The 21,033-nt window shown below is 61.9% G+C and carries 16 protein-coding genes and 1 pseudogene; 5 read left to right on the top strand and 12 right to left on the bottom strand.

Features of this window, described 5'->3' with window-relative positions; translation table 11 throughout:
• Positions 1–13 precede the first annotated feature (13 nt).
• Together KX729_RS16465 and KX729_RS16460 are read right to left on the bottom strand one after the other, a co-directional pair.
• Positions 14–2,458, bottom strand: a pseudogene (locus tag KX729_RS16465) (bifunctional diguanylate cyclase/phosphodiesterase).
• Positions 2,459–2,827: 369 nt separating this feature from the next.
• On the bottom strand, positions 2,828–3,775 hold the full coding sequence (locus tag KX729_RS16460) for a sensor domain-containing diguanylate cyclase (RefSeq protein WP_219743548.1): 948 nt from the start codon (positions 3,773–3,775) through the stop codon (positions 2,828–2,830).
• Between the two features lie 273 nt (positions 3,776–4,048).
• On the opposite strand from KX729_RS16460, the gene KX729_RS16455 reads away from it, so the two are divergent.
• On the top strand, positions 4,049–5,233 hold the full coding sequence (locus tag KX729_RS16455; protein WP_219743547.1) for a benzoate/H(+) symporter BenE family transporter: 1,185 nt from the start codon (positions 4,049–4,051) through the stop codon (positions 5,231–5,233).
• 327 nt (positions 5,234–5,560) lie between these two features.
• Positions 5,561–7,270 (top strand): 2-isopropylmalate synthase, encoded by a 1,710-nt coding sequence (gene leuA, locus KX729_RS16450; protein WP_219743546.1) that lies wholly within the window; start codon positions 5,561–5,563, stop codon positions 7,268–7,270.
• A gap of 178 nt (positions 7,271–7,448) precedes the next feature.
• On the opposite strand, the gene KX729_RS16445 is transcribed toward leuA, so the two are convergent.
• The 4 genes from KX729_RS16445 to KX729_RS16430 form a co-directional block, all read right to left on the bottom strand.
• A complete protein-coding gene (locus KX729_RS16445) occupies positions 7,449–7,601 on the bottom strand; it encodes a hypothetical protein (protein WP_219743752.1) in 153 nt (50 codons plus the stop codon).
• A 67-nt stretch (positions 7,602–7,668) separates the two neighbouring features.
• On the bottom strand, positions 7,669–8,514 hold the full coding sequence (locus KX729_RS16440; protein WP_219743545.1) for an anti-sigma factor family protein: 846 nt from the start codon (positions 8,512–8,514) through the stop codon (positions 7,669–7,671).
• A 4-nt stretch (positions 8,515–8,518) separates the two neighbouring features.
• On the bottom strand, positions 8,519–8,995 hold the full coding sequence (locus tag KX729_RS16435; RefSeq protein ID WP_219743544.1) for a sigma factor: 477 nt from the start codon (positions 8,993–8,995) through the stop codon (positions 8,519–8,521).
• 99 nt (positions 8,996–9,094) lie between these two features.
• The gene (locus KX729_RS16430) at positions 9,095–10,048 is read right to left on the bottom strand and encodes a metallophosphoesterase family protein (RefSeq protein ID WP_219743740.1); all 954 of its coding nucleotides are present in this window, start codon (positions 10,046–10,048) and stop codon (positions 9,095–9,097) included.
• 65 nt (positions 10,049–10,113) lie between these two features.
• On the opposite strand from KX729_RS16430, the gene KX729_RS16425 reads away from it, so the two are divergent.
• On the top strand, positions 10,114–10,602 hold the full coding sequence (locus KX729_RS16425; protein ID WP_219743543.1) for an NUDIX domain-containing protein: 489 nt from the start codon (positions 10,114–10,116) through the stop codon (positions 10,600–10,602).
• Between the two features lie 4 nt (positions 10,603–10,606).
• On the opposite strand, the gene KX729_RS16420 is transcribed toward KX729_RS16425, so the two are convergent.
• Positions 10,607–11,596 carry a glutathione S-transferase family protein gene (locus KX729_RS16420; RefSeq protein WP_219743542.1) on the bottom strand — a complete coding sequence of 330 codons (990 nt, stop codon included), beginning with the start codon at positions 11,594–11,596 and terminating at the stop codon, positions 10,607–10,609.
• 282 nt (positions 11,597–11,878) lie between these two features.
• Here KX729_RS16420 and KX729_RS16415 point away from each other — a divergent pair, with 282 nt between their 5' ends.
• A complete protein-coding gene (locus tag KX729_RS16415) occupies positions 11,879–12,400 on the top strand; it encodes a GNAT family N-acetyltransferase (protein WP_219743541.1) in 522 nt (173 codons plus the stop codon).
• A gap of 128 nt (positions 12,401–12,528) precedes the next feature.
• Positions 12,529–13,842 (top strand): MFS transporter, encoded by a 1,314-nt coding sequence (locus KX729_RS16410; RefSeq protein WP_219743540.1) that lies wholly within the window; start codon positions 12,529–12,531, stop codon positions 13,840–13,842.
• A gap of 109 nt (positions 13,843–13,951) precedes the next feature.
• Here KX729_RS16410 and KX729_RS16405 read toward each other — a convergent pair whose 3' ends face one another.
• The 5 genes from KX729_RS16405 to KX729_RS16385 all read right to left on the bottom strand — a co-directional run bounded on the left by KX729_RS16405 (position 13,952) and on the right by KX729_RS16385 (position 21,010).
• Complete coding sequence (locus KX729_RS16405; protein WP_376775989.1) at positions 13,952–14,365, bottom strand: GNAT family N-acetyltransferase; 414 nt, start codon at positions 14,363–14,365, stop codon at positions 13,952–13,954.
• A gap of 59 nt (positions 14,366–14,424) precedes the next feature.
• Positions 14,425–14,841, bottom strand: coding sequence for a GNAT family N-acetyltransferase (locus KX729_RS16400; protein WP_219743538.1), 417 nt, complete (start codon positions 14,839–14,841; stop codon positions 14,425–14,427).
• 4 nt (positions 14,842–14,845) lie between these two features.
• Entirely contained in the window at positions 14,846–16,912 is a 2,067-nt protein-coding gene (locus KX729_RS16395) for a hypothetical protein (protein ID WP_219743537.1), read from the bottom strand.
• A gap of 301 nt (positions 16,913–17,213) precedes the next feature.
• Positions 17,214–20,075, bottom strand: coding sequence for a DUF4159 domain-containing protein (locus KX729_RS16390; protein WP_219743739.1), 2,862 nt, complete (start codon positions 20,073–20,075; stop codon positions 17,214–17,216).
• Positions 20,075–21,010 (bottom strand): DUF58 domain-containing protein, encoded by a 936-nt coding sequence (locus KX729_RS16385; RefSeq protein WP_219743536.1) that lies wholly within the window; start codon positions 21,008–21,010, stop codon positions 20,075–20,077. Before KX729_RS16385 ends, KX729_RS16390 begins: the two co-directional genes overlap by 1 nt.
• Between the last annotated feature and the right edge of the window lie 23 nt (positions 21,011–21,033).

Below are 21,033 nucleotides of genomic sequence, written 5' to 3'. Positions count from 1 at the left end.
CAGTGCCGGCGGATCAGGCGATCTTGCGGCGGCTCGATTTCGCGGGAGGGGAGAGATCGGCGAATGTTCGTTCGCCCCTCTGCCAATTGCTTGCAAATGCGACGAGATCCTTTGGCGACATCGGCTTGGCAAACGCATAACCCTGCAGAACGTGGCAGCCGAGGCTGCGCAGGATTTCCACGTGATTGGCCGTCTCGACACCTTCCGCGACGATCTCGATGCCCTGCGAGCGGCCGATTTCGACGATCGAGGCAACCAGCCGGCGCTGAGATCCGGAGGCTTCGAGCGGGGCGACCAGCTTGCGGTCGATCTTCAGACGCTTCGGGCCGAGCTCCAGCAGGCTGACGATCGAAGCATGGCCGGTGCCGAAATCGTCGATCTCGATGTCGATGCCGAAGGACTTGAGCTTGAGAATAGCGTTTTTCAGGCTCTCGTCCTGGCCTTCGAACGAGATGGATTCGAGCAGTTCGAAGGATAGCGTGCCGGGCAGGATCGGCAATTCGGCAAGCCGCTTGAACAGCCGCTAATCCTTCAGGCGCTGTGCGGAGATATTGACCGAGAGGTGGGGGATATCGAGACCCGCTGCCTGCCACTGGGCTTTCTCGAAAAGAGCTTTTTCGAGAATGACGGTATCGATATCGCCGGCACGATGCAGGGTTTCCGCAATACCCAGGAACTTGTCCGGCGACAGCACTCCACGGGTGGGGTGGTCCCAACGGGCCAGCGCTTCGACGCCGACGATCGCCAGGGAGTTGGCATCGAATTGCGGCTGGAAATAAGGGATGATCTCGTCGTGTTCCAGCGCCGTCAGGAATTCGTCGGAAAGCCGTTTGGTCAGGATGGCGGCCGACCGCAGTTTCTCCGAGAAGATTTCGACGCGGTTGCGGCCATGCTTTTTGGCTTCATACAGCGCGATATCGGCGTTGATCAGCAGCTGAGCGAGGTTTTCGTCCGGCGAAGACTGGCAGGCGATGCCGGCGCTGCAGCCGATCCGACAGTGGTGGTCGTCGATGTCGATCGGTTTTGCCAGCGCCTTGACGATCGCCTGTGCGAGATGTTGCGCCCGCTCCAGCGGCTCCTTGCCGCCCGTTACCACCACGAATTCGTCGCCGCCGATGCGGGAGGCGAACTCGTCGTGACCGATCAGTTTCAGAAGGCGCGCGGTCGCTGCGCGCAACACGGCGTCGCCCGCGGCATGGCCGAGCGTGTCGTTGACCTCCTTGAAGCGGTCGAGATCGATATGGATGAACGCCAGACGGTGATCGGAGGGGGCGGCCTCTTCCGAGGTCATGAACTGGTCGAGAAAACGGCGGTTCGGCAGGCCGGTCAAGGCATCGTGAAGCGACTGGTGTTCCAGGGTGCGGCGGGCGGAGCGCAGTTCGTCGTTCTGCCGCTCGGCCTTGGCCTGGGCATTGCGAAGTTCTGTGTTCAGCGTCACGTCATGTGTGACGTCCCAATTGGCGCCGACGACGCGCTTGACGCCGCTCGTGGTGCGATAGGTCGCGCCATGGGCGCGGACATGACGGATGTGGCCTTCCGGCGTTACGATGCGGAATTCGGTAAGATAGCTTACTTCTTCACGCACCGACCTCGCAAAATCCGCTTCCGCTATTTCGAGGTCATCGGGATGCAGGGCCTTGCGCCAGTCGCTGTAGTCGCAGACCGCCTTCTCCGGTGGCACTCCATACAGATCGCGCATTCGCCGATCCCAGATGAGCGTATTGGTGGAAGGTTCGTATTCCCAGACACCAACGGACGATGATTCCAGCGCCATTTCCAGGCGCTGCGAAAGGGTTTCAAGCTGTTCTTCGCGCTGTTGCAGGGTGATGATGTTGCGGTGACGCTGTTTCATCAGGATACCCGCCCAGATGAGCGGGGCAACGATAGAAATGGTGATCAGAAGCGCAGTCAGGCGGAAACTGATGATATCGGACGGCAATGCCTCCCAGCCGCCCTTCGGCCGGGCTGCGAGATACCAGGTGTCGTAACCGAGTTCGATGCGGCTCTTGACGGGATCGTCGGAAAACACCTTGAGATCACCGAGAAAAATGTCCTTTTCACCGGGTATCGGGCGCTCGGCGATGGCGATATCGAGCGTCTGGCGCTGCGTGTTGACATTGCTGTCGGTGTAGAGCCGGTTGAGATCGATGACGGCTGAAATAATGCCCCAGAAACGGCCGCTGGAAAGCGTGAAGACCGGATAGCGCGCAATCAGCCCGGTGCCGCCCTGCACGAGGTTAACGGGGCCGGTAATAATAAGGGTGCGCCGTTCGATCGCCTTGTTGACTGCGTCGCGCTGGGCCTCGTTCGCGCGATAATCGAGGCCGATGGTCGAGCGGTTCGCCTCGTCAGGATAGACGAGATTGACGACCAGATCCTGCGCCCCGGCAAGGTTTCTGAGCTGTGATGGAACGCCGAGAATACGTTCGGACAGAGCCGAGAACTGCGGCTGCGTCATGTTCGGATTGGCTGCAACCGCCGCGACGAGACCGTAGATCAGGTTGACGTTGCCGTGAATGTTGGTTTCCAGGCTGGCCGCGACCTTGGCAAGTTGTTCGGCCGCCTTGACCTGCTGGGCGACATGAAACTGCTCGCGCTTCTCGATGTCGGCGCGGACCACACCGATCAGCACGCCCGCCACAGCAAGGATAGCTGGGATGAAGTAGCTAAGGCCGAGAAGATTTGGGCGGGAGGACTGGAACTTCCTGATGAAAGGCAATGACGTCATTGGTGTTTCCGGTGGTGCCCGAAAAATATGGCCCAGAAACTTTAAGATTATCTAATTTGCATTTGCAATGTCGGACAAGAATACAAACGCGAGCATTGCTCAGATTGTCGAAATCTGGTTGCGACCGGCCCGCTTCGAGCGGTAAAGCCCGTCGTCCGCCCGCTTCATGACGTCCTCGAATGAGGTGTCGCTGCGCTCGAATTCGCTGAGCCCGCCGCTGATCGTTGAATGGTGTTTCAGCGTATCGCCGATCTCCGCAGCGATACGCTGACGAAGCCGGTTGGCGATGACGATGCCATGTTCGCGATGCGTCGCCGGCATGACGACCACGAATTCATCGCCGCCGAGACGGGCCAGGAAATCCGTCTTGCGCAGCTCGCGCCGACAGACATCGGCGATCGCCTGCAGCACCGCGTCGCCCATGGCGTGGCCGAGTTCGTCATTGACGGTCTTGAAGTGGTCTATGTCGAACATCAGCACGGATGTCGGAATGTGTTCTTCCTGGAAAAGCTCGAATTTCAGCGCCAGCACGTCCATCAGCTTGCGGCGATTGAAGAAACCCGTCAACGCATCCGTTTCGCTCTGATGGCGTAACCGGTTTTCGACGGCGTTCTTCTCGGTGATGTTGCTGGCCACCCAGATGACGGCGTCCTCGCCGTCAACCGGAAAATCCAGGGCCTGCACCCGGCCTTCGAACCAGATGGCATTGCCCGGCCCGGCGCTTTCCAGTCCTTTGATGTCACTGCCCGAAAGACTGTATTCGACGATGTGCAGGGTGCGGGAAGCGAGCGCCTTGTCGATCTCACGCACGAAGCGATTGGCTTTTTCGTATTGCAGGACGTCGTGGATGTTGCGGCCGATCAGGCTGCTGCCGTCGTGATAAAAGCGGCTGTCCTTGCCGCCGAAAATCGCCGCATAGCGGCCGCTGCGGGTGAGGATGAAACAGGGATCGGGCAGCGCTGAGAGAATGAAATAAAGCTGCTGATGGGAAAAATCGGATTCCCGCGCAATTTCGATCTTTTCAAGTCGACCTGTCGGTAGGCTCATCTTTGGTCCCGGGCTGTGGTTGTGCCAATGCGGCGCGAGTAACGCAGCCGGCCGGCACGAACTTTGTCAGGAGGATGGAATAAACTTACTTCGAAAGTATCAACGTATGCGAATATTCGAAGAAATGTTCCAAGTGTTTCCCGCAGTTCTACAAGCGCCGATTGCCACCGTCCAGAAGCATGGCTGGAAGCGAACCGAATTGCCCCGGTAACACCTTGCGTTTCGCCGCAGCCTTATGCTCCATGCGGACTTTCGAATTGACGAGTTCTCGGCATGCTCAAGGATTTTTCCGTCTCCGCCCTGATGATGGGGCTTCTCACCGCGTTCGTCGGCTTCATCAGCTCTTTCGCCGTCATCATGCAGGGCCTGCAGGCGATGGGTGCGAGCGCGCCTGAAATCGCCTCGGCGTTGTTAGCACAGTCGGTGTCGATGGGCCTTCTGGCGATCGTCTTTTCAAGCTGGCTGCGCATGCCGATCAGCATCGCCTGGTCAACGCCCGGAGCGGCGCTGCTTTCCGGTATCGGCATGATCGAAGGCGGATTTCCGGCGGCTGTCGGCGCCTTCGTCATCTGCGGCGCGCTGATCGTCCTGTCGGGCCTGTTCCGGCCGCTCGGGCGGGCGATCCGGGCAATTCCCGCGCCACTCGCCAATGCCATGCTGGCCGGCATCCTGCTCAGCCTCTGCCTGGCGCCGGTAAAGGCGGTCGCCTTCAATGCGGCGCTCGGTCTGCCGATCGTGCTGACCTGGATGGTGGTCGTCGCCCGCTGGCGGCTCTGGGCGGTACCGGCTTCGCTCGGCGCCCTGATCCTCGTGCTGATCTTCGGCGTCGATCTGCCACCGGATGCGATGGCGCAGATCGGTGCCGCGATCCACCCGGATCTGACGTTCATTGCGCCGGTCTTCACGATCCATGGAGCGATCTCGGTGGCGATCCCGCTGTTTATCGTCACCATGGCCTCGCAGAACATTCCCGGCATCGCCATCCTGAAGGTGCATCATTACGAGCCGCCACCCGGCGTGCTGTTTGCCGGAACGGGCATGTTCTCGATTCTCGGCGGACTGGTCGGCGGCGTGCCGGTCAATATGGCGGCGATCACGGCGGCGATGTGCTGCAGCGACGACGCGAACCCTGATCCGGCCAAACGCTACTGGGCAGCGATTGTCGGCGGCTTTGGCTATATCGTGCTGGGTCTGATCGCCGGGGGCATCATCGCCTTCGTGTCTCTGGCGCCACCGATTCTCCTGCAGGCGGTCGCAGGCCTTGGCCTGATCGGGGCGTTTTCGAATGCGGCGTTTGCCGCTTATAGGGAGCCGGAAACGCGGGAGGCGTCGGCGATCACCTTCCTCGTCACTGCTTCCGGAACCTCATTCGCCGGTGTTTCCGGGGCTTTCTGGGGGCTGGTTGCCGGCGGGCTTATGATGGCGCTCACACGTTTCATCCGGCCGGCGAAAACGTGAACCAAGGGCTTGCCACGTTTTTCGGCCACGGCTATACATCCTGCCATGATCATGACAGGCGCAATCATGTCTGACCGTTCCTTCACCAGCCGCACCGCGGCCGGGGTACGGTTCTTTGCGCTTTCCTCGCTTCTTAGCCTCGACCTTACGCGCGGTTGCCGGGTCCGTTGAGGAGCGCCCGGCGGCCGAAAAGCCCGCCCGGCGTAAGAGCTCCTCTCACGAACATTCAAGACCCTGCTATACTAGACCGATAAAGGTCCGTGTCAGCGACGGCTTTTTCCCTTGATGGGTGCCGTTCGACGCGTGAAGCGAGAAGAGACGACGACCATGGACGCCAACAACTCCTCCCAGAAATCCGGCATGCCCAGCGCGGCGATGAAATATCGCGCCTATCCGACCATCAACATTCCCGACCGCACCTGGCCTTCGAAGGTCATAGACAAAGCGCCGATCTGGTGCTCGGTCGACCTGCGCGACGGCAACCAGTCGCTGGTCAACCCGATGGGCCACGACCGCAAGGCCCGCATGTTCAAGCTGTTGCTCGACATGGGCTTCAAGGAAATCGAGATCGGCTTTCCGTCGGCCTCGCAGACCGATTTCGACTTTGCCCGCTGGTGCGTCGAAGAGGGCGGCGTGCCGGAGGATGTTTCCCTGCAGGTGCTGGTTCAGTGCCGGCCCGAGCTGATCACCCGGACGTTCGAGTCGTTGCAGGGCGCCCACAAGCCGATCATCCACTTCTACAATTCGACGTCTGAATTGCAGCGCCGCGTGGTGTTCGCCAAGGACGTCAATGGCATCAAGCAGATCGCGGTGGATGCTGCCAAGATGATCACCGACATGGCAGCAAAGGCTGGCGGCGGTTACCGTTTCCAGTATTCGCCGGAGAGCTTTACCGGTACAGAGCTGGAAGTGGCTTTGGAAATCTGCAATGCGGTCATCGCCGAAGTGAAGCCGACCGCCGACAACAAGCTGATCATCAACCTGCCGTCGACCGTCGAGATGGCGACGCCGAACATCTACGCCGACCAGATCGAGTGGATGTGCCGACAGATCGACAACCGCGAAAACATCATCATCTCGTTGCATCCCCATAACGACCGCGGCACCGGCATTGCCGCGACCGAGCTTGGCCTGATGGCGGGTGCGGATCGTGTCGAAGGCACGCTATTCGGCAATGGCGAGCGCACCGGTAATGTCGACGTCGTGACGTTGGCGCTCAACATGTACACGCAAGGCGTCGATCCGGAACTGGATTGCTCCGATATCGAGCGGATCAAGACCGTCTACGAATATTCCAACGAAATGGTCATTCCGGAGCGTCATCCTTACGTCGGTGAGCTGGTCTACACCGCGTTTTCCGGCTCCCACCAGGATGCGATCAACAAGGGCATGAAGGCGATCAAGGTCGCCAATCATCCGGTCTGGGAAGTGCCTTACCTGCCGATCGATCCGCGCGATGTCGGCCGGTCTTACGAGGCGATCATCCGTATCAACTCGCAGTCCGGCAAAGGCGGCATCGCCTATATCCTGCAGGAAGACTACGGCTTGAACCTGCCGCGCAACCTGCAGGTCGAGTATCGTGAGGAAATCCAGCGGATTACCGACGAAGAGGGCAAGGAGCTTCCTTCGAAGAAGATCTACGAACGCTTTATGGAGCGTTATGTCGAGCAGCCGGGTGCGCGATTAAAATTCGTCGATCACCACACCTATCCGGCCGGCGCCGACCATAGGGGCATCCGGGTCGTGGCTGCCGAGATCACCGACGGCGGTGAGGTGAAGCGCATCGAGGGCAAGGGAACCGGCCCGATCGACGGCTTTATCAACGCGCTGTCGACCTATCTCGGCATTGAGCTCTCCGTGAACGACTATTCGGAGCACTCGCTGCAGCACGGCTCGAACGCTTCGGCCATCGCCTATGTGGAGATGGAGCATCCGGGCGGAAAACTGTTCGGCGCCGGTGTGAACAAGAACATCGTGGCGGCTTCGCTGGAGGCGATCGTCTCGGCGGCGAACCGGGTGCTGGAAGAGAAACGCTGAGCGGCGACTGAGCGCGCGCCGTCAGTGTTCAAAAATATGAAAGGCCGCCTCTCTTGTAGGGCAGCCTTTTTAGTTTTGGACAAATACCCGTATTCTCCGCGCAAGCCCGCCAAACACCGTGCCGCCGGATCACGTCGTGACCCGGCGCTTCAGCCGGTCGGCGAAAATGCGCCGGTGCTTACTTTTTCTTGGTGTCGCTGTCCTTGACCTGCGAACCGAGAGTCGGGCTGGCTTTTGCCGGCGCCTTGTCCTTTTTCGGTTTGCGGGTTTCCTTGTTGCTCCGAACTTGACCTTTAGCCATCACTCGCTCCTCTTGTTGATTGCCGATCATACGCGGATTTGCGGTATAAATTGCAAGAGGTTTTGAAAGGCCGCCGGGTTTTTGTCCTACGGCAAAATCAGAGCAGCCCTGCAGCCTTCGCCGCAATATCGTCCAGGTCTGCCGCCGAAGACGGGCCGACGATCATGTAGGTCGCGAGCGGGGAGACCCAGGTGACGAGGCCGGTATCGTTGCGGATTTCCTCGATCGAGCGATTGCCCTCGGGGCGCGTCTTGGTGAAGGTGATGGCGATCACGTCCGGGTCACCGTCGCCGTCGTTACGGCGATAGATCAACTGGCCGACCGGCACGCCGCCGGCGGCGAACAGGCGGGCGCCCTGGAAGGTCAGGCCGCTGACGCTGAGATCGGGGATACGGAAGCTGACACCGGTATTGGTGGTCAGCCATTCGAGGATGTCGGCTGGCCGGTCCGCCGGGATTTCCGTCAGGTGGTTGGTCTGGCGCGAGTAGAGCCGGTAATGAGCGACGATATCGTCCAGCCAGTCGCGGTTGCTGGCAGACGCTGCGGAAAATCTCAGCTGTTCCGGAACGATCGGATTGGTCCCGACCACGTAGCCGATGCCGCCGCCGACCAGAAACAGAGCCAGGCACACGCCCAGAAATTGTGGTGCGGATGGTTTGAAAGCAAAGTTCGGGCGGGGCGCATGCGGCAGGCGAACCGCTTTGCGGGGCAGGGGCGCATTCTTGATGCCGCGAACCAGATCGAGCGGCACCGGTTCCTTCAGCATGTCGTCGAAAACGCGGCGGCCGAGATCGGCGCCGCGTTTGAGAACTTCATGCAATGCGCGCGCCTGCGGATCGTTGACCAGCAAAGCCTCAAGGTCGTGCCTTTCCTGTTCGTCGGCCTGTCCGTCGATATAGGCGGAAAGCCGCAATTCCAGCGGCGAGGGTTGCAGGGCATTCATGTTCTCAGGCTCTCCGCTCGCTTGTCTCGTTTCCGGCTGCAGCCAGGCTGAGGCGGGCGGCGCAGAGGCGAGAGGAGAGGAGATCGGTGGGGATGCCCAGGATGGCGGCCGCCTCGGTATAGGTAAACCCTTCGACATCCGTCAGCAGGATAGCGCTTGCAAATCCCTCGGGAAGCAACAGTGCCGAGGGCGTGGCGCGGCGGTCCTCCTTATCGTGACCCATGACCGTGTTTTGCCCAGCCCGGCGGCGCTTCTTCAATTCGTCGGCCCATGTGGCGCGGATCAGGCTGAAAAGCCAATTCTCGATGCGGCCTTCGCCTTTCCAGTGATGGCTTTTCTGGATCGCCCGGGTGGTCGCCCCGCGCACCAGGTCATCGGCCTCGGCGGCCTTTCCGGCAAGCGTCAGCGCAAACCGGCGCAGGCGCGGCAGGAGGGCGACGATATCGCGCCGGATGTCGGTCGTGGGGCTCGGCTGGCTCATGAACAGGGGACGGCTTCACTCGATATGCGTTACGATGTCGTCGATCTATATCAGCTATGACGGGAATGTGGCGATACCGCAACAATCCCAGCCAATATTCTACAACATTCTGGCCGCTTCGGGAATCGCCATGGGCGCAGGAATTTCACCGGACAGAAGCCGGCTGTTGTCGAGCGCTACCCCATCGCCGCTTTCCGTCAGGCTGTGGCGATCCCAGAGCAGGTTCCAGGCGCCCGGTTCACCGGAGAGTGTGAAAAGATTGTAGGCGGCGCGCGGCTTGTGACCGCCAGGCCCTTGGGAGGCGGATGCGATGCCGATTACCGGCACCTGACCGCTATGGCTTTTCAGCCAATAGAGCGTGTTGAGATGGGTGTGGCCATGCAGCACGAGCTCGGCGCCGCCGGTGGAAATCGCTGCAGCGAAACGGCGGATGCCGAGCATCCGCTTGTGAGAAGATGCCGCACCGCGGATCGGCGGATGATGGATCAGCACGACGCGGAAGAGGCCTTCTTCGCCGGCCTTCTTCAAGAGGTTGACGGTTTCGCGCGCCTGCCTCGAGCCATAATAGCCGGATGCGGAAAAGGGCAGGGTGGCGTTCGAGGTCGAGCAACCGATGATGGCGAGCGGTCCGCGGCGTCGCATAGTCGGAAAGATATGGTCGTCTTCTGGCCATTCTGCCGGATCGTCGTCGCTCTTGATGAACGGATACCATTCGTTGACGGACTTGTCGTGGGCGCCCGGCACATAGGCGTCGTGATTGCCGGGGACGACGGTCGTGTCATGCGGATCGCCGATGGTGCGCAGCCATTCGCCCGCCAGCCGGGTCTCGATCTTGGTCGCAAGATTGACGAGATCGCCGGTAATAACGAGCTGGTCCGGTTCGTGCATTTTCAGATCGCTCAACAGCAGGTCGAGCGTATTGACGAAAAGATGCTTGCGCCGGTTGCGGTGCCAGTTCACAAAGCCGGTGATCCGCTTGGAAAAGAGTTCCCTGAGCGTCAGCTTTGGAAGTGGCCCGAGATGGATGTCTGAAATATGCGCGAATTTGAACATGGCGCAGACATAACGCATAAGCCGGTAAATCGTTATCGAATTTCTGGCGGCTCCCGGAGTTATGAATGAGCGAACAAGGAATCCCGGAAATCCGTGGTCCCTGGACGAGGATCGTCACCTGGCTGCTGCACCGCGCCTTCTTCATTCTGCGGGGCATGACGCTTGGGGTGCGGGCGGCCTGTTTCGATCGCGAGGGCCGCGTGTTCTTGGTACGCCATACCTATGTGCCGGGCTGGTATATGCCGGGCGGCGGCATGGAGCTGCGCGAAACGGCGATCGGCGCGCTTCGCAAGGAGCTGCGCGAGGAGGGCAACCTGGAAATCATCGGCGAGCCGCAGCTTTTCCACGTCTATTACAATCGGCGCGTCAGCAAGCGCGACCATGTGATCTTCTATCGCGTGACGGTGGAGCAGACGGCGCCGCGGAAGCCGGATCGCGAGATCGCCGAAAGCGGGTTCTTCGCGCTCGACGCTCTCCCGAAGGAGGTGACGAGCGCGACCGTCCGGCGCCTGAAGGAACTGAGCGGCGAGGCCGCGAAGTCCGACGAATGGTAGGCCTTCAGGCTGCCTGCCGGATATTCTCCCGCCCATGTGGCGCATCGAGATCGATCATGGGGCCGACAGGCACGATGCCGGTCGGATTGATCGTCTTGTGGCTCTGGTAATAGTGGTTCTTGATATGCAGGAGATTGCAGGTCTCAGCCACGCCGGGATGCTGGTAGAGGTCGCGCAGATATCCGGAAATGTTCGGATAGTCCTCGATCCGGCGGATGTTGCATTTGAAGTGGCCGACATAGACCGGATCGAAGCGAAGCAGCGTGGTGAATAGCCGCCAATCGGCTTCCGTCTGCTGATCTCCGAAAAGATAACGGCTGGCGGAAAGGCGCTTGTCCAGCGTATCCAGCGTTTCGAAAAGCTTGCCGATCGCCTGCTCATAGGCGTCCTGCGTGGTGGCGAAGCCGGCCTTGTAGACGCCGTTGTTGACGGTGTCGTAGATCGTTGCATTGAGCGCATCGATCTCGCTGCGCAGCGCTTCCGGATAATAATCCGCCGTCGATCCGGTGAGGTCGTCGAAAGCGGTATTGAGCATGCGGATGATTTCCGCGCTCTCGTTGGAGACGATCGTCTGCTCCTGCTTGTCCCACAGGATCGGCACGGTGACGCGGCCAGTATAATTCGGATCGGCCTTCAGATAGAGCTGATAGAGATAATCGAGGCCATAGAGGTCATCCCCAGTGGCGCCATCACGCGTTTTGAACTCCCAGCCGTTTTCCAGCATCAGATAGTCCACGACGGAAACTGAGATCAGGTCCTCGAGCTTTTTCAGCTTGCGGAAGATCAGCGTGCGGTGCGCCCAGGGACAGGCGTAGGAAACATAAAGGTGGTAACGCCCGGCTTCCGCCTTGAAGCCGCCCTTGCCGGTCGGTCCGGCAGAGCCATCCGCCGTCAGCCAGTTGCGGAACTGCGATTCGCTGCGCTTGAAATGACCCTTGCTCGCCTTGGTATCGTACCAGACGTCCTGCCATTTTCCATCGACGAGCATGCCCATGTTCATCTCCTTGGTGCGCCCTTGAAGGGCGAGGTGTGTCCTTGACGCCATAGATACGACAGGGCGAAAAGAATGCGAGGCAAGTTTTTATGAACGCTGCGTTTTGGATTGGACGCGATAAAATTTTCCTGCTACGTCGCTTGTCACAATTCTGGGGACCAAGGCTTTCCATGACTGAAGCACGGGCACTGCGACGACGCTGATCTTCGATGAAGGCGCCTTGAATGGCGCCAACGAGATGCCTTGTCCTGTCCGCTCATTTTCTACGGCTTCAGTCTCCCTATGTCTCAGCAGCATCAGCACCTCTACAAGCACGAACTCGTCTATCTCACCGAAGACGCATCGCATGACGACGTCATCGAGTTGATCAATGCCGAGGCTTTCGGCCCCGGGCGGCATACCCGTGCCGCAGCACGCATCCGTGAGCAGGGCGCCCATGACCGCTCGCTTTCCTTTATCTGCGCCGATGACGGCGAGACGATCGCGTCGGTGCGGATGACCCCGGTTCTGGCCGGAGGTGTCAAAGGTCATCTGCTTGGGCCGCTCGCCGTGCGGCCGTCGCACAAGAACATGGGCATCGGCCGCGAGCTGGTGCGGATTGCCATCGAAGCGGCGAGGCGCAAGGGATCGGAAGCGGTGATCCTGGTCGGCGACCCGCCGTATTATGGCCCGCTCGGCTTCCAGAAGGTTGCCTATAACGCGCTGGATTTCCCCGGGCCGGTCGATCCGGGCCGTGTCCTTGTCGTTCCAATCGGCGAGGATGTTCATCCGCGTCTCAAAGGAACTATTGGCTGGCGCGAATAGAACAAGTCCGTTAAGCCAACCCTGCTTGGCGCCGGCGATGACTGTCGGCGCGATTCGTGTCTTACGCATGATCTGCCTGGCACATGAGTGATGTCTTCGGCACATGCGGTACTCGGGGGATGGGGTGCATGACGGCAATCACTATGGATGAAGCGCTTGATCGCGCCGGGGCTGGGTCCTATCAGCGACGGCTGATGGGCATATTCGGTCTGGTCTGGACCGCGGATGCGATGCAGGTTCTGGCGGTTGGATTTACCGCTGCCTCGATCGCCGCGACATTTGGCCTGACGGTGCCGCAGGCACTGCAGACGGGAACGCTGTTCTTTCTCGGAATGCTGCTCGGTGCCATCGGCTTCGGCAAGCTGGCCGACCGGATCGGTCGCCGTCGTGTGCTGATCGTCACCGTTGCCTGCGATGCAGTGTTCGGGACGCTTTCCGTCTTCGCACCGAATTTCGAAATCCTTCTCGTGCTGCGTTTCCTGACCGGCGCTGCCGTCGGCGGCACGCTGCCGGTCGATTATGCGATGATGGCGGAATTCCTGCCGGCGAAGAACCGCGGACGTTGGCTGGTCCTGCTGGAAGGTTTTTGGGCCATCGGTACGCTGATCGTGGCACTGGCCGCCTGGGGTGCGAGCCTTGCAGGCGTCGCGGATGCCTGGCGTTACATTTTCGCGGTCACCGCTATCCCGGCGCTGGCCGGTATCGGCCTGCGTTTCCTCGTGCCGGAATCGCCGCTTTACCTGCTGCGCTCGGGCCGCGGCGACGAGGCGAGGGCGATCGTCGATCGCATGCTGGTCGTCAACGGTCACCCGCAGCTTGCCCCCGGCACCAGCCTCGCCTCGCCGAAAACGGTGACGGCAACCGGTATCTTTTCCGGCGAGTTGCGCCAGCGCAGCATCATGATCCTGGCGATCTGGTTCCTGGTTTCGGTCTCCTATTACGGTGTCTTCACCTGGATGCCGGCTAGGCTGGCGGGCGAAGGGTTCGGTTTCGTGCGCGGCTATGGTTTCCTGGTGCTTGTCGCACTGGCTCAGATTCCGGGCTATGCGCTGGCCGCTTACGGCGTTGAAAAGTGGGGCCGCAAGCCGACACTGGTAGGATTCTGCCTGCTCTCGGCGCTGGGCTGCCTGCTCTTCGTGCTGGCATGGAGCGCCGTCCTGGTTGGGGCCGCACTGCTTCTGATGAGCTTCGCGTTGCTCGGCACCTGGGGCGCGCTTTACGCCTATACGCCCGAGCTCTATCCGACGACGACGCGCGCTACCGGAATGGGGGCCGCCGGTGCGATGGCACGCCTCGGCGGGCTGCTTGCGCCGTCGCTCATGGGGTACGTCGTGGTCCATGGCCTTGAACTGACGATCGGCATTTTTGCCGGCCTGTTGGTGGTCGCCGCCGTTGCGGGTCTCATGATCAATGCGGAAACCCGTCAGGCATCGCTGGCCTGATGTAAAACACGAAGACATGGCGAGCCGCTCTCGGATCGAATCAGGTGGCTCGCCTAACCAGTTGTTCTTGTTGATGGGACGGCTCGTATTTCGGGCGTTTGGAACGCTCCTAGAAGCGCTTTTCCAGCCAGGTCACATCATGGCCTCGGGCGAGACCCTTCAATCTGCCGATCTCGATATAACCTTGCTTGAGGTAGACGCTCAGCGCATCCGGGTTCATCGTGTCGATATAGGCGCCGATGCAGCCACGGGCGCGGGCTTCCTGTTCCGCCATGTCGAGCATGCGTGCGGCCAAGCCTTTGCCGCGCATCTCTTCCGGCACGAACAGCATGCCGATATAGAGCCAGCCACGGCCAGTGTAGCCCGTCAGCCCGCCGAGCAGATTGTTGTGTTCGTCGTAGATCGGTATCGCGAGTTCCCGCCGGTCGCTCTGTCCGAAGGTCGCAACGTTGTAGGCCTTCAGATGTTCGAGGATGATATCCTCGTCTTCGGGGGAGACGCCCTCGGTTAGTTTCAACTCGATGTCCATGCAAACCGTCTACGCTTTACGACACTGCAGATGCATTGAAGCGAATGGATAAACTAAAGCATCTTCTTGAGGAAGGTGCGGGTGCGGCCCTTCGGAAATTCCGGCAATTCGCCGAAGATTTCATAACCCTGGCGCATGTAGGCCTTGCGGGCAACAGGGCTGAACGTGTCGATCCAGGCGCCGTGGCAGCCACGATTGCGGGCTTCCGCTTCCGCCTCGGTCAACAGCTTGCCCGCCATGCCATTGCCGCGCAAAGCTTCGGGAATGAACAGCAATTGGGTAAAGAGCCAGCCCCAGGCGGTATAACCGTTCAGCCCGCCGATGACATTGCCCTCGATATCGCGGATCAGCACGACGAGCAGCTGGCGGCCGGATGGGCCGACATCGGCATCGTTGAAAGCCGTGAGGCCTTCCGCGATGACGGCCAGTTCCTCGGGGGAGGGCGAGGCTGTTACCTGCAATTGCGTCATACGATTATCGGCCCTCGCGCCACCACATGGCCGAGACGGCAAGCAGAAGCACGCCGAGTCCGGCAAAACCGGCAAACAGCGGCAGCGTGTTGATGCCGCGTAGCACGGTTTCATCGGTCAGGCGGATCACCATCCGGCCCGGATCGTTGACGCGGACTTCGCCGCGAACGGGCAAGATATCCGGAAGCGATACGCTGTCACCGGATGCCACACGGGTGACGAGGCCGCGCGTCTTGTCGGCATAGGGCTTCAGCGTGTTCTCGGTAGAAATCATCGCCTTGAATTCCGGCGCATCAACCGCACCGACATGGACCAATGTCGAGAACTCGCCGTTCGTGACCTCGAACAGCCCGGTTTCCTCCGTGCGACGCTCCAGCCTGTATTGCCCTGGGCCGGCTGCCGTCATCGGCACGATTTCCGAGCGGCCGGACGGGTATTTGATCGTCGCAGGACCGGGGTCGTCGCCGATTGTCTGGCGCGTCGCTTCCAGCGTGCGACCAACGGCGCGGGCGGTCAGCGCTTCTTCCTCGAGTTCCGGCTCTTTCATCAGCCAGTGGGCGATGCGGCGATAGAGCGACACATGCGGGCCGCCGCCTTCGAAGCCGCGCGCCCAGAGCCAGCCCTGGTCGGACAACAGCATGGCGACGCGGCCCTGGCCCTGACGGTTGAGGACGAGGAGGGGACGATTGCCATCGCCTTCCATCACCGTCTGGCCCTGTGGCGTATCGACGTCGATAGTGCGGAACCAGCGGCCCCACGCCGGCGGGTTCTGGTTGGAACCGTCCAGGCCACGGGTGACCGGGTGTTTCTGACCGGCCTCCGACAGATGCGGATAGAAGGCGGCACTATGGATATCGCCGGTCGGGGCGGCCGGCAGGACCTGTTCCAACGGCGTCGAGGCGATCGAATCCTCGCCGGCATGCTCGGGGCCGGCTGCGATCAACAGCGCGCCGCCATTGTTCACGTATTGGGCGATGTAATCGTAATAGAGGATCGGCAGCACGCCACGGTGCTTGTAGCGGTCGAAGATGATCAGGTCGAAATCCTTGATCTTCTCGACGAAAAGTTCGCGGGTCGGGAAGGCGATCAGCGACAGTTCGTTGATCGGTGTACCGTCCTGCTTTTCCGGCGGGCGCAGGATGGTGAAGTGGACGAGATCGACCGATGCATCGGATTTCAGCAGGTTGCGCCAGGCGCGCTCGCCGGCATGCGGTTCACCGGAGACGAGCAGGACGCGCAGGTTCTGGCGGATGCCGTCGATGACGTGTACTGCGCGATTGTTGGCGGTCGTCACTTCGCCGGGAAGCTCGGCGACCGAAAATTCCATGACGTTGTTGCCGCCGCGCGGCACGGTGAAGGAGAACGGCGTCTCGACACCCGGACGGGCCTGCAGCGTGGCGATCGGCTGACCGTTCATCTTGATCGTCACCTGCGCATTGCCGCCGCCTTGGCGACCGTCGTCGAAGACCCGCAGGGTCAGTTCCTGTTCTTCGCCCACAATGCCGAAACGGGGGGCGCGGACGACTTCGACGCGGCGGTCGAATTCGTTCGGCTGGCCGGTGATCAGGCCATGGACCGGGGCGTTGAAGCCGAGATCCTGATTGACGCCCGGGAGATCGTGGATCTGGCCGTCGGTCAGGAAGATCGCGCCGCCGATCCGGGCCGGCGGAACGTCGGAAATTGCCGAACGCAAGGCGGTGAAAAGCTTGGTCGACGGTGTGTCGGAATCCGCATCGTCGGCGACTTCGACGACGCGGGTCTCGATACGGGGGTAACGGGCGAAACGCGCGTTGAGTTCAGTGAGCGCCTGATCCGTCTGCTGTTTGCGCTGGGCCGTATCCTGGCTCTGCGACCGGTCGACGACGACAGGCACGATGGTAGAGAGCTGTTCGCGGTCTTCCTGCAGCAGAGTCGGGTTGGCGAGCGCCAGCAGCAGGGCGGCCAGCGCCAGTGTGCGCAGTGTCGCGCCACGCACGCCGCGCCAGAAGGCGAGGCCGGCGAGGATGATGGCGAGCACGCCGAGTGCAGCAATGATCGGCCAGGAGAAGAAGGGGGCGAATTCGATGGTCATGAGGTTTTCCCTCTATGGGTCGAGGGTGCCGTTTGCCGGGAGAGGGCGCGGCATGCTCCAAACAATCTCCCCCCTTGAGGGGGAGATGTCACGTGAGTGACAGAGGGGGGTATGCGGCGCTTGCCGCGAATGGAAACGGTCGACGTGAGCGCCCTGGACACCCCCCTCTGCCCTGCCGGGCATCTCCCCCTCAAGGGGGGAGATTGGCTGGGAGCACCGCTTTGCCAACAGGCAACGCTCTTGGCTACGAACGGTACGAAATCAGAAGCAGATGAGTGGTGAGAGATCATTGTCATCCCCCTCACTGCCCAAGTCGTTCAAGCAGCGCCGGCACATGCACCTGATCCGCCTTATAGTTGCCGGTCAGCATGTACATCATGATGTTGACGCCGGAGCGGTAGGCGTATTCGCGCTGCATTTCATCGGGCGGCACCGTAGGCAGGACGGGACCGCCTTGCTGATCGATCGCCCAGGCGCCGGCGAAGTCGTTGCCAGTGATCAAAAGCGGCGTCACGCCGTCGCCGGAGGATGTGAGCTTGGCGCCGGAGGTGCGGGCGTCCTGCCGGGCCTCGACCCAGAGCGGGCTGCCGGTATAGCGGCCGGGGAAATTGTTGAGCAGATAGAAGGAGCGGGTCAGGACATGATCCTGCGGCGTCGGCTCCAGCGGTGGAATGTCGATATTGGCGAGGATCGCCTGCAGGCGCTGGCTGTTCGGGCTGGTGCCGCCGGCATCGAGCGAGGAATACTGGTCGCGGGTGTCGAACAGAACCGTGCCGCCATTGCGCATATAGGCGTCGATGCGCGAGATCGCGGCCTGCGACGGCATCGGGGCCGTGGCAGAGATCGGCCAGTAGATGATCGGGAAGAAGGACAGTTCGTCCTTGGTGATATCGAGGCCGACAGGGGCGCCGGGTTCGAGCGTCGTCCGGTAGGTCAGGAACTGGCTCAAGCCTTCGAGGCCCTGTTCGGAAATGCGGTCAACATCCGCTTCGCCGGTCTGGACATAGGCGAGGTGCGTGGTGTCGAGCCGTTCGAGGATCTGCTCGTCGCCGGGCTTGGTTGCTGCGCCCGGCGCGATTTCCTGCGCCTGTCCTTGTCCCGGCGCGAATGCCAGAAGACCGAAGGCGAGGGCGGCGATAGCCGCCGCGGCACCACGGCTCGCGTCGCGGCCGCCCAAACGTCCTTTGGAGCCGCCGGGAATACGGGAGAAAGCGCCGTTCATGAAAAGCACCACGAGGCTGTCGAGCACCAGCAGCGCGAAGGCTGCCGCGAAGAGGGCGGGGCGGAGCGACACGGCCAGTCCGCCCGCAAGGCCTTCCCGCAGCATCGGCCGGCCGGCCAGCGCTGCATCGAAGGGGGCGATGACGGTCTTTGGCGGCAGCAGGTTGACGGCGGTAAAGCCGTCCTCGGTGCCGTAGAGACCGGGTGGATGGTCGAAGCTTGCGATCGGCGTCTGACCGGCGGCGATGGCGATCGGGCGGGCGGTGCCGGTTTCGGTCGTCAGGATGCCATCGGCCGTCAGCAGGCGATAGGGTGCAAGCGTCGCGGCGGCGCCATCGGCAGCAGGGCCGGAGGTGACCGCACCACCGGCGCGGGCAAGCTGCACAAGGCGACGGAGCATTTCGACGAAATTGCCCGATAGCGGCAGGTTCGACCAGGTCGCCTCGGCGCTGGTATGGAATAGCACGATACGACCGGCTTCGACTTCCTTTTCGGTCACCAGCGGCGTGCCATCTGCAAGGCTTGCCCAGGTGCGCTCGGCGAGATCCGGGGTCGGTTCTGCGAGAACCTGGCGGGTTACGGTGATGTCTTCGGCGCGCGGCATGCCGGCAAAGGGGCCGAAGCCCGGGAAGTTCGCCAGTGATTGCGGTTCGGACCAGGACATGGCGCCGCCGAGCGCACGTTCGCCTTGGCGCAGGATGACCGGCACGAGCGGGTCGTCAGCGGGGGCCGCGGCAAGGCGCGGGCCGGCGAAACGGATCAGCGTGCCGCCGCGGGCAATCCATTGCTGCAATGGCGCATAGGTCTCGGCCGGCAGGCGGCCGACATCGGCCATGATGATGGCGGACGGATTGCCTTCGAGGATCTGCGGGATCGAGACCGCGAGATCGGCGGTGTTCGGCTGGATGATGTCGGCGAACGGGGAGAGCGCGCGGCTGATGTAGTAGAGCGGCTGCAGAAGCGGCTGGAAGTCGCTGCCGCTTTCGCCGGCGATCAGAGCGATGCGGCGGCGCTTGAAGCCATCGTCGAGCAGATGCGCGGCACCGGCAGTAGCAAGGCCATCGATATTCAGACGGGCGAAATCATTGCGCAGTTCGAATGGCGAGGTGATTTCGGCGGTCGCTGTGGCGGCACCCGGCGCGAACTCGAACGCGCCGGAGGCGAGCGAGCGGCCCTGCGTATCGAGTGCATTGACAGCGAATTGCTGCTGTCCGCCGGTTGAAAGGCGGGTGGCGGTGACGGACATGGCGCCGGCGTTGTTGACCGCGTCGGTGATCGCGACGGCACTTGTGCCATCGCCCTGGATCAGCCGCATATCCGCAGGCGAAAGGCCTGCGAGAGCGGAAAGGGCTTCGTTATCGTCCGGTGCGGCGATGCCGTCGGAGAGGATGGCGAGTGTGCCGGGGCGGGTGCCGTTCATGGCCTCGCTGACGGCTTCAGCCGCGCGGGCGCGGTCCGGCACTAGCGGCTTCGGTTTGGCGGCAGTCAGCTTTTCGCGGGCGGCGGCGGCCGTGCCGGGCACGGCCTCGTGGCTGGGGTCGGCGGTAAAGGTGATCGAGACCGGCACGTCGGCGCTCTCGGCGTCATCGATCAGCAGGTTGGCGGTCTGGACGCGGCGTTCCCAATCGGCGGCGGTCGCCCAGCCGTTGTCGACGACGAGAACCAATGGACCGCCGGCATTCAGCGAATTGGCGCGCGGGTTCATCACCGGATCGGCGATCGCGAAGATCACGGCGGCGGCGAGCAGCATGCGCAGCAGCGTCAGCCACCAGGGGCTTTGCGAAGGTGTCTCCTCGCGCTTCAGCACGGTCGCCAGGATTTTCAGCGGCGGGAAGACCTCGGTACGTGGGCGCGGCGGGGTGAGCCGCAGCAGCCACCAGATGATCGGCAGGGCGATCAGGCCGAAAAGGATGGCGGGATAGGTGAAGGCGAGAGCGCTCATCATGCCAGGCCGCCTTCCTGAGCGCGTGATCCGGGCTTCGGCGCCGGCATGCCGGACAGATAGCCGTGGACAGCGACCAGCGCTTCGGAGGCGAGGTTGTCGGTACGATGGAAGACGAAACTCCAGCCGAGGCGACGCAAACCTTCGCCCAGCGCATCGCGGCGGGCGAGATAGGCGCGCTGGTAATCCTCGCGGATCGTTTCGGCGCGGCCGGAGACGAGTTTTTCGCCGGTTTCCGGATCGGTAAACTCGGTGCGGCCGGAATAGGGGAAGGTCTCTTCAGCCGGATCGGCAATCTCGACCACGTGGCCACGAAGGCCGCGACGGCCGAGCGGCGTGATGCGATCCATAACCCGGTCGGCATCGTCGAGGAAATCGCCGATCAGCACGATATCGCTCTGGCCGCGTATCATTGCGGTGTCCGGCAGGCCAGTCGTCAGCGGTGCATGCATGATGGCGGCGGCCAGCCGTTCGGCGGCGTTACGGGCGGAAACCGGTTCCATGATGCCGGGGCAGCCGATGCGTTCGCCGGAGCGGGCGAGGATTTCGGCAAGCGCCAGCATGAGGACGAGGGCTCGGCTTTCCTTGGAAACCATCGCGAACGTCGATTTGTACATCATCGAAGGCGACATGTCGGCCCAGAGCCAGACAGTGTGGGCAGCCTCCCATTCCCGGTCGCGGACATAGGTATGGTCGTCGCGGGCAGAGCGGCGCCAGTCGATGCGCGACAGGCTTTCGCCTTCCGCATAAGGACGGAATTGCCAGAAGTTCTCACCCATGCCGCGCTTGCGGCGGCCGTGCCAGCCGGCGATCACCGTGTTGGCGATGCGCTTGGCTTCCACCATGCAATCCGGCACAAGCGCTGCGCGGGCCTGGGCGCGGAAGAGGACTTCGCTGCTGGGTGTCTGCTCGACGGTTTGGCCGATGGATGCCACGCAGGTACCTTTCTAGCCTTTTG

The sequence above is a fragment of the Neorhizobium populisoli genome, from assembly GCF_019430945.1.
Taxonomy (GTDB): Bacteria; Pseudomonadota; Alphaproteobacteria; order Rhizobiales; family Rhizobiaceae; genus Neorhizobium; species Neorhizobium populisoli.
The sequence above is the reverse complement of the archived record's forward strand: the minus strand, read 5'-3'. Positions and strand labels throughout refer to the sequence as shown.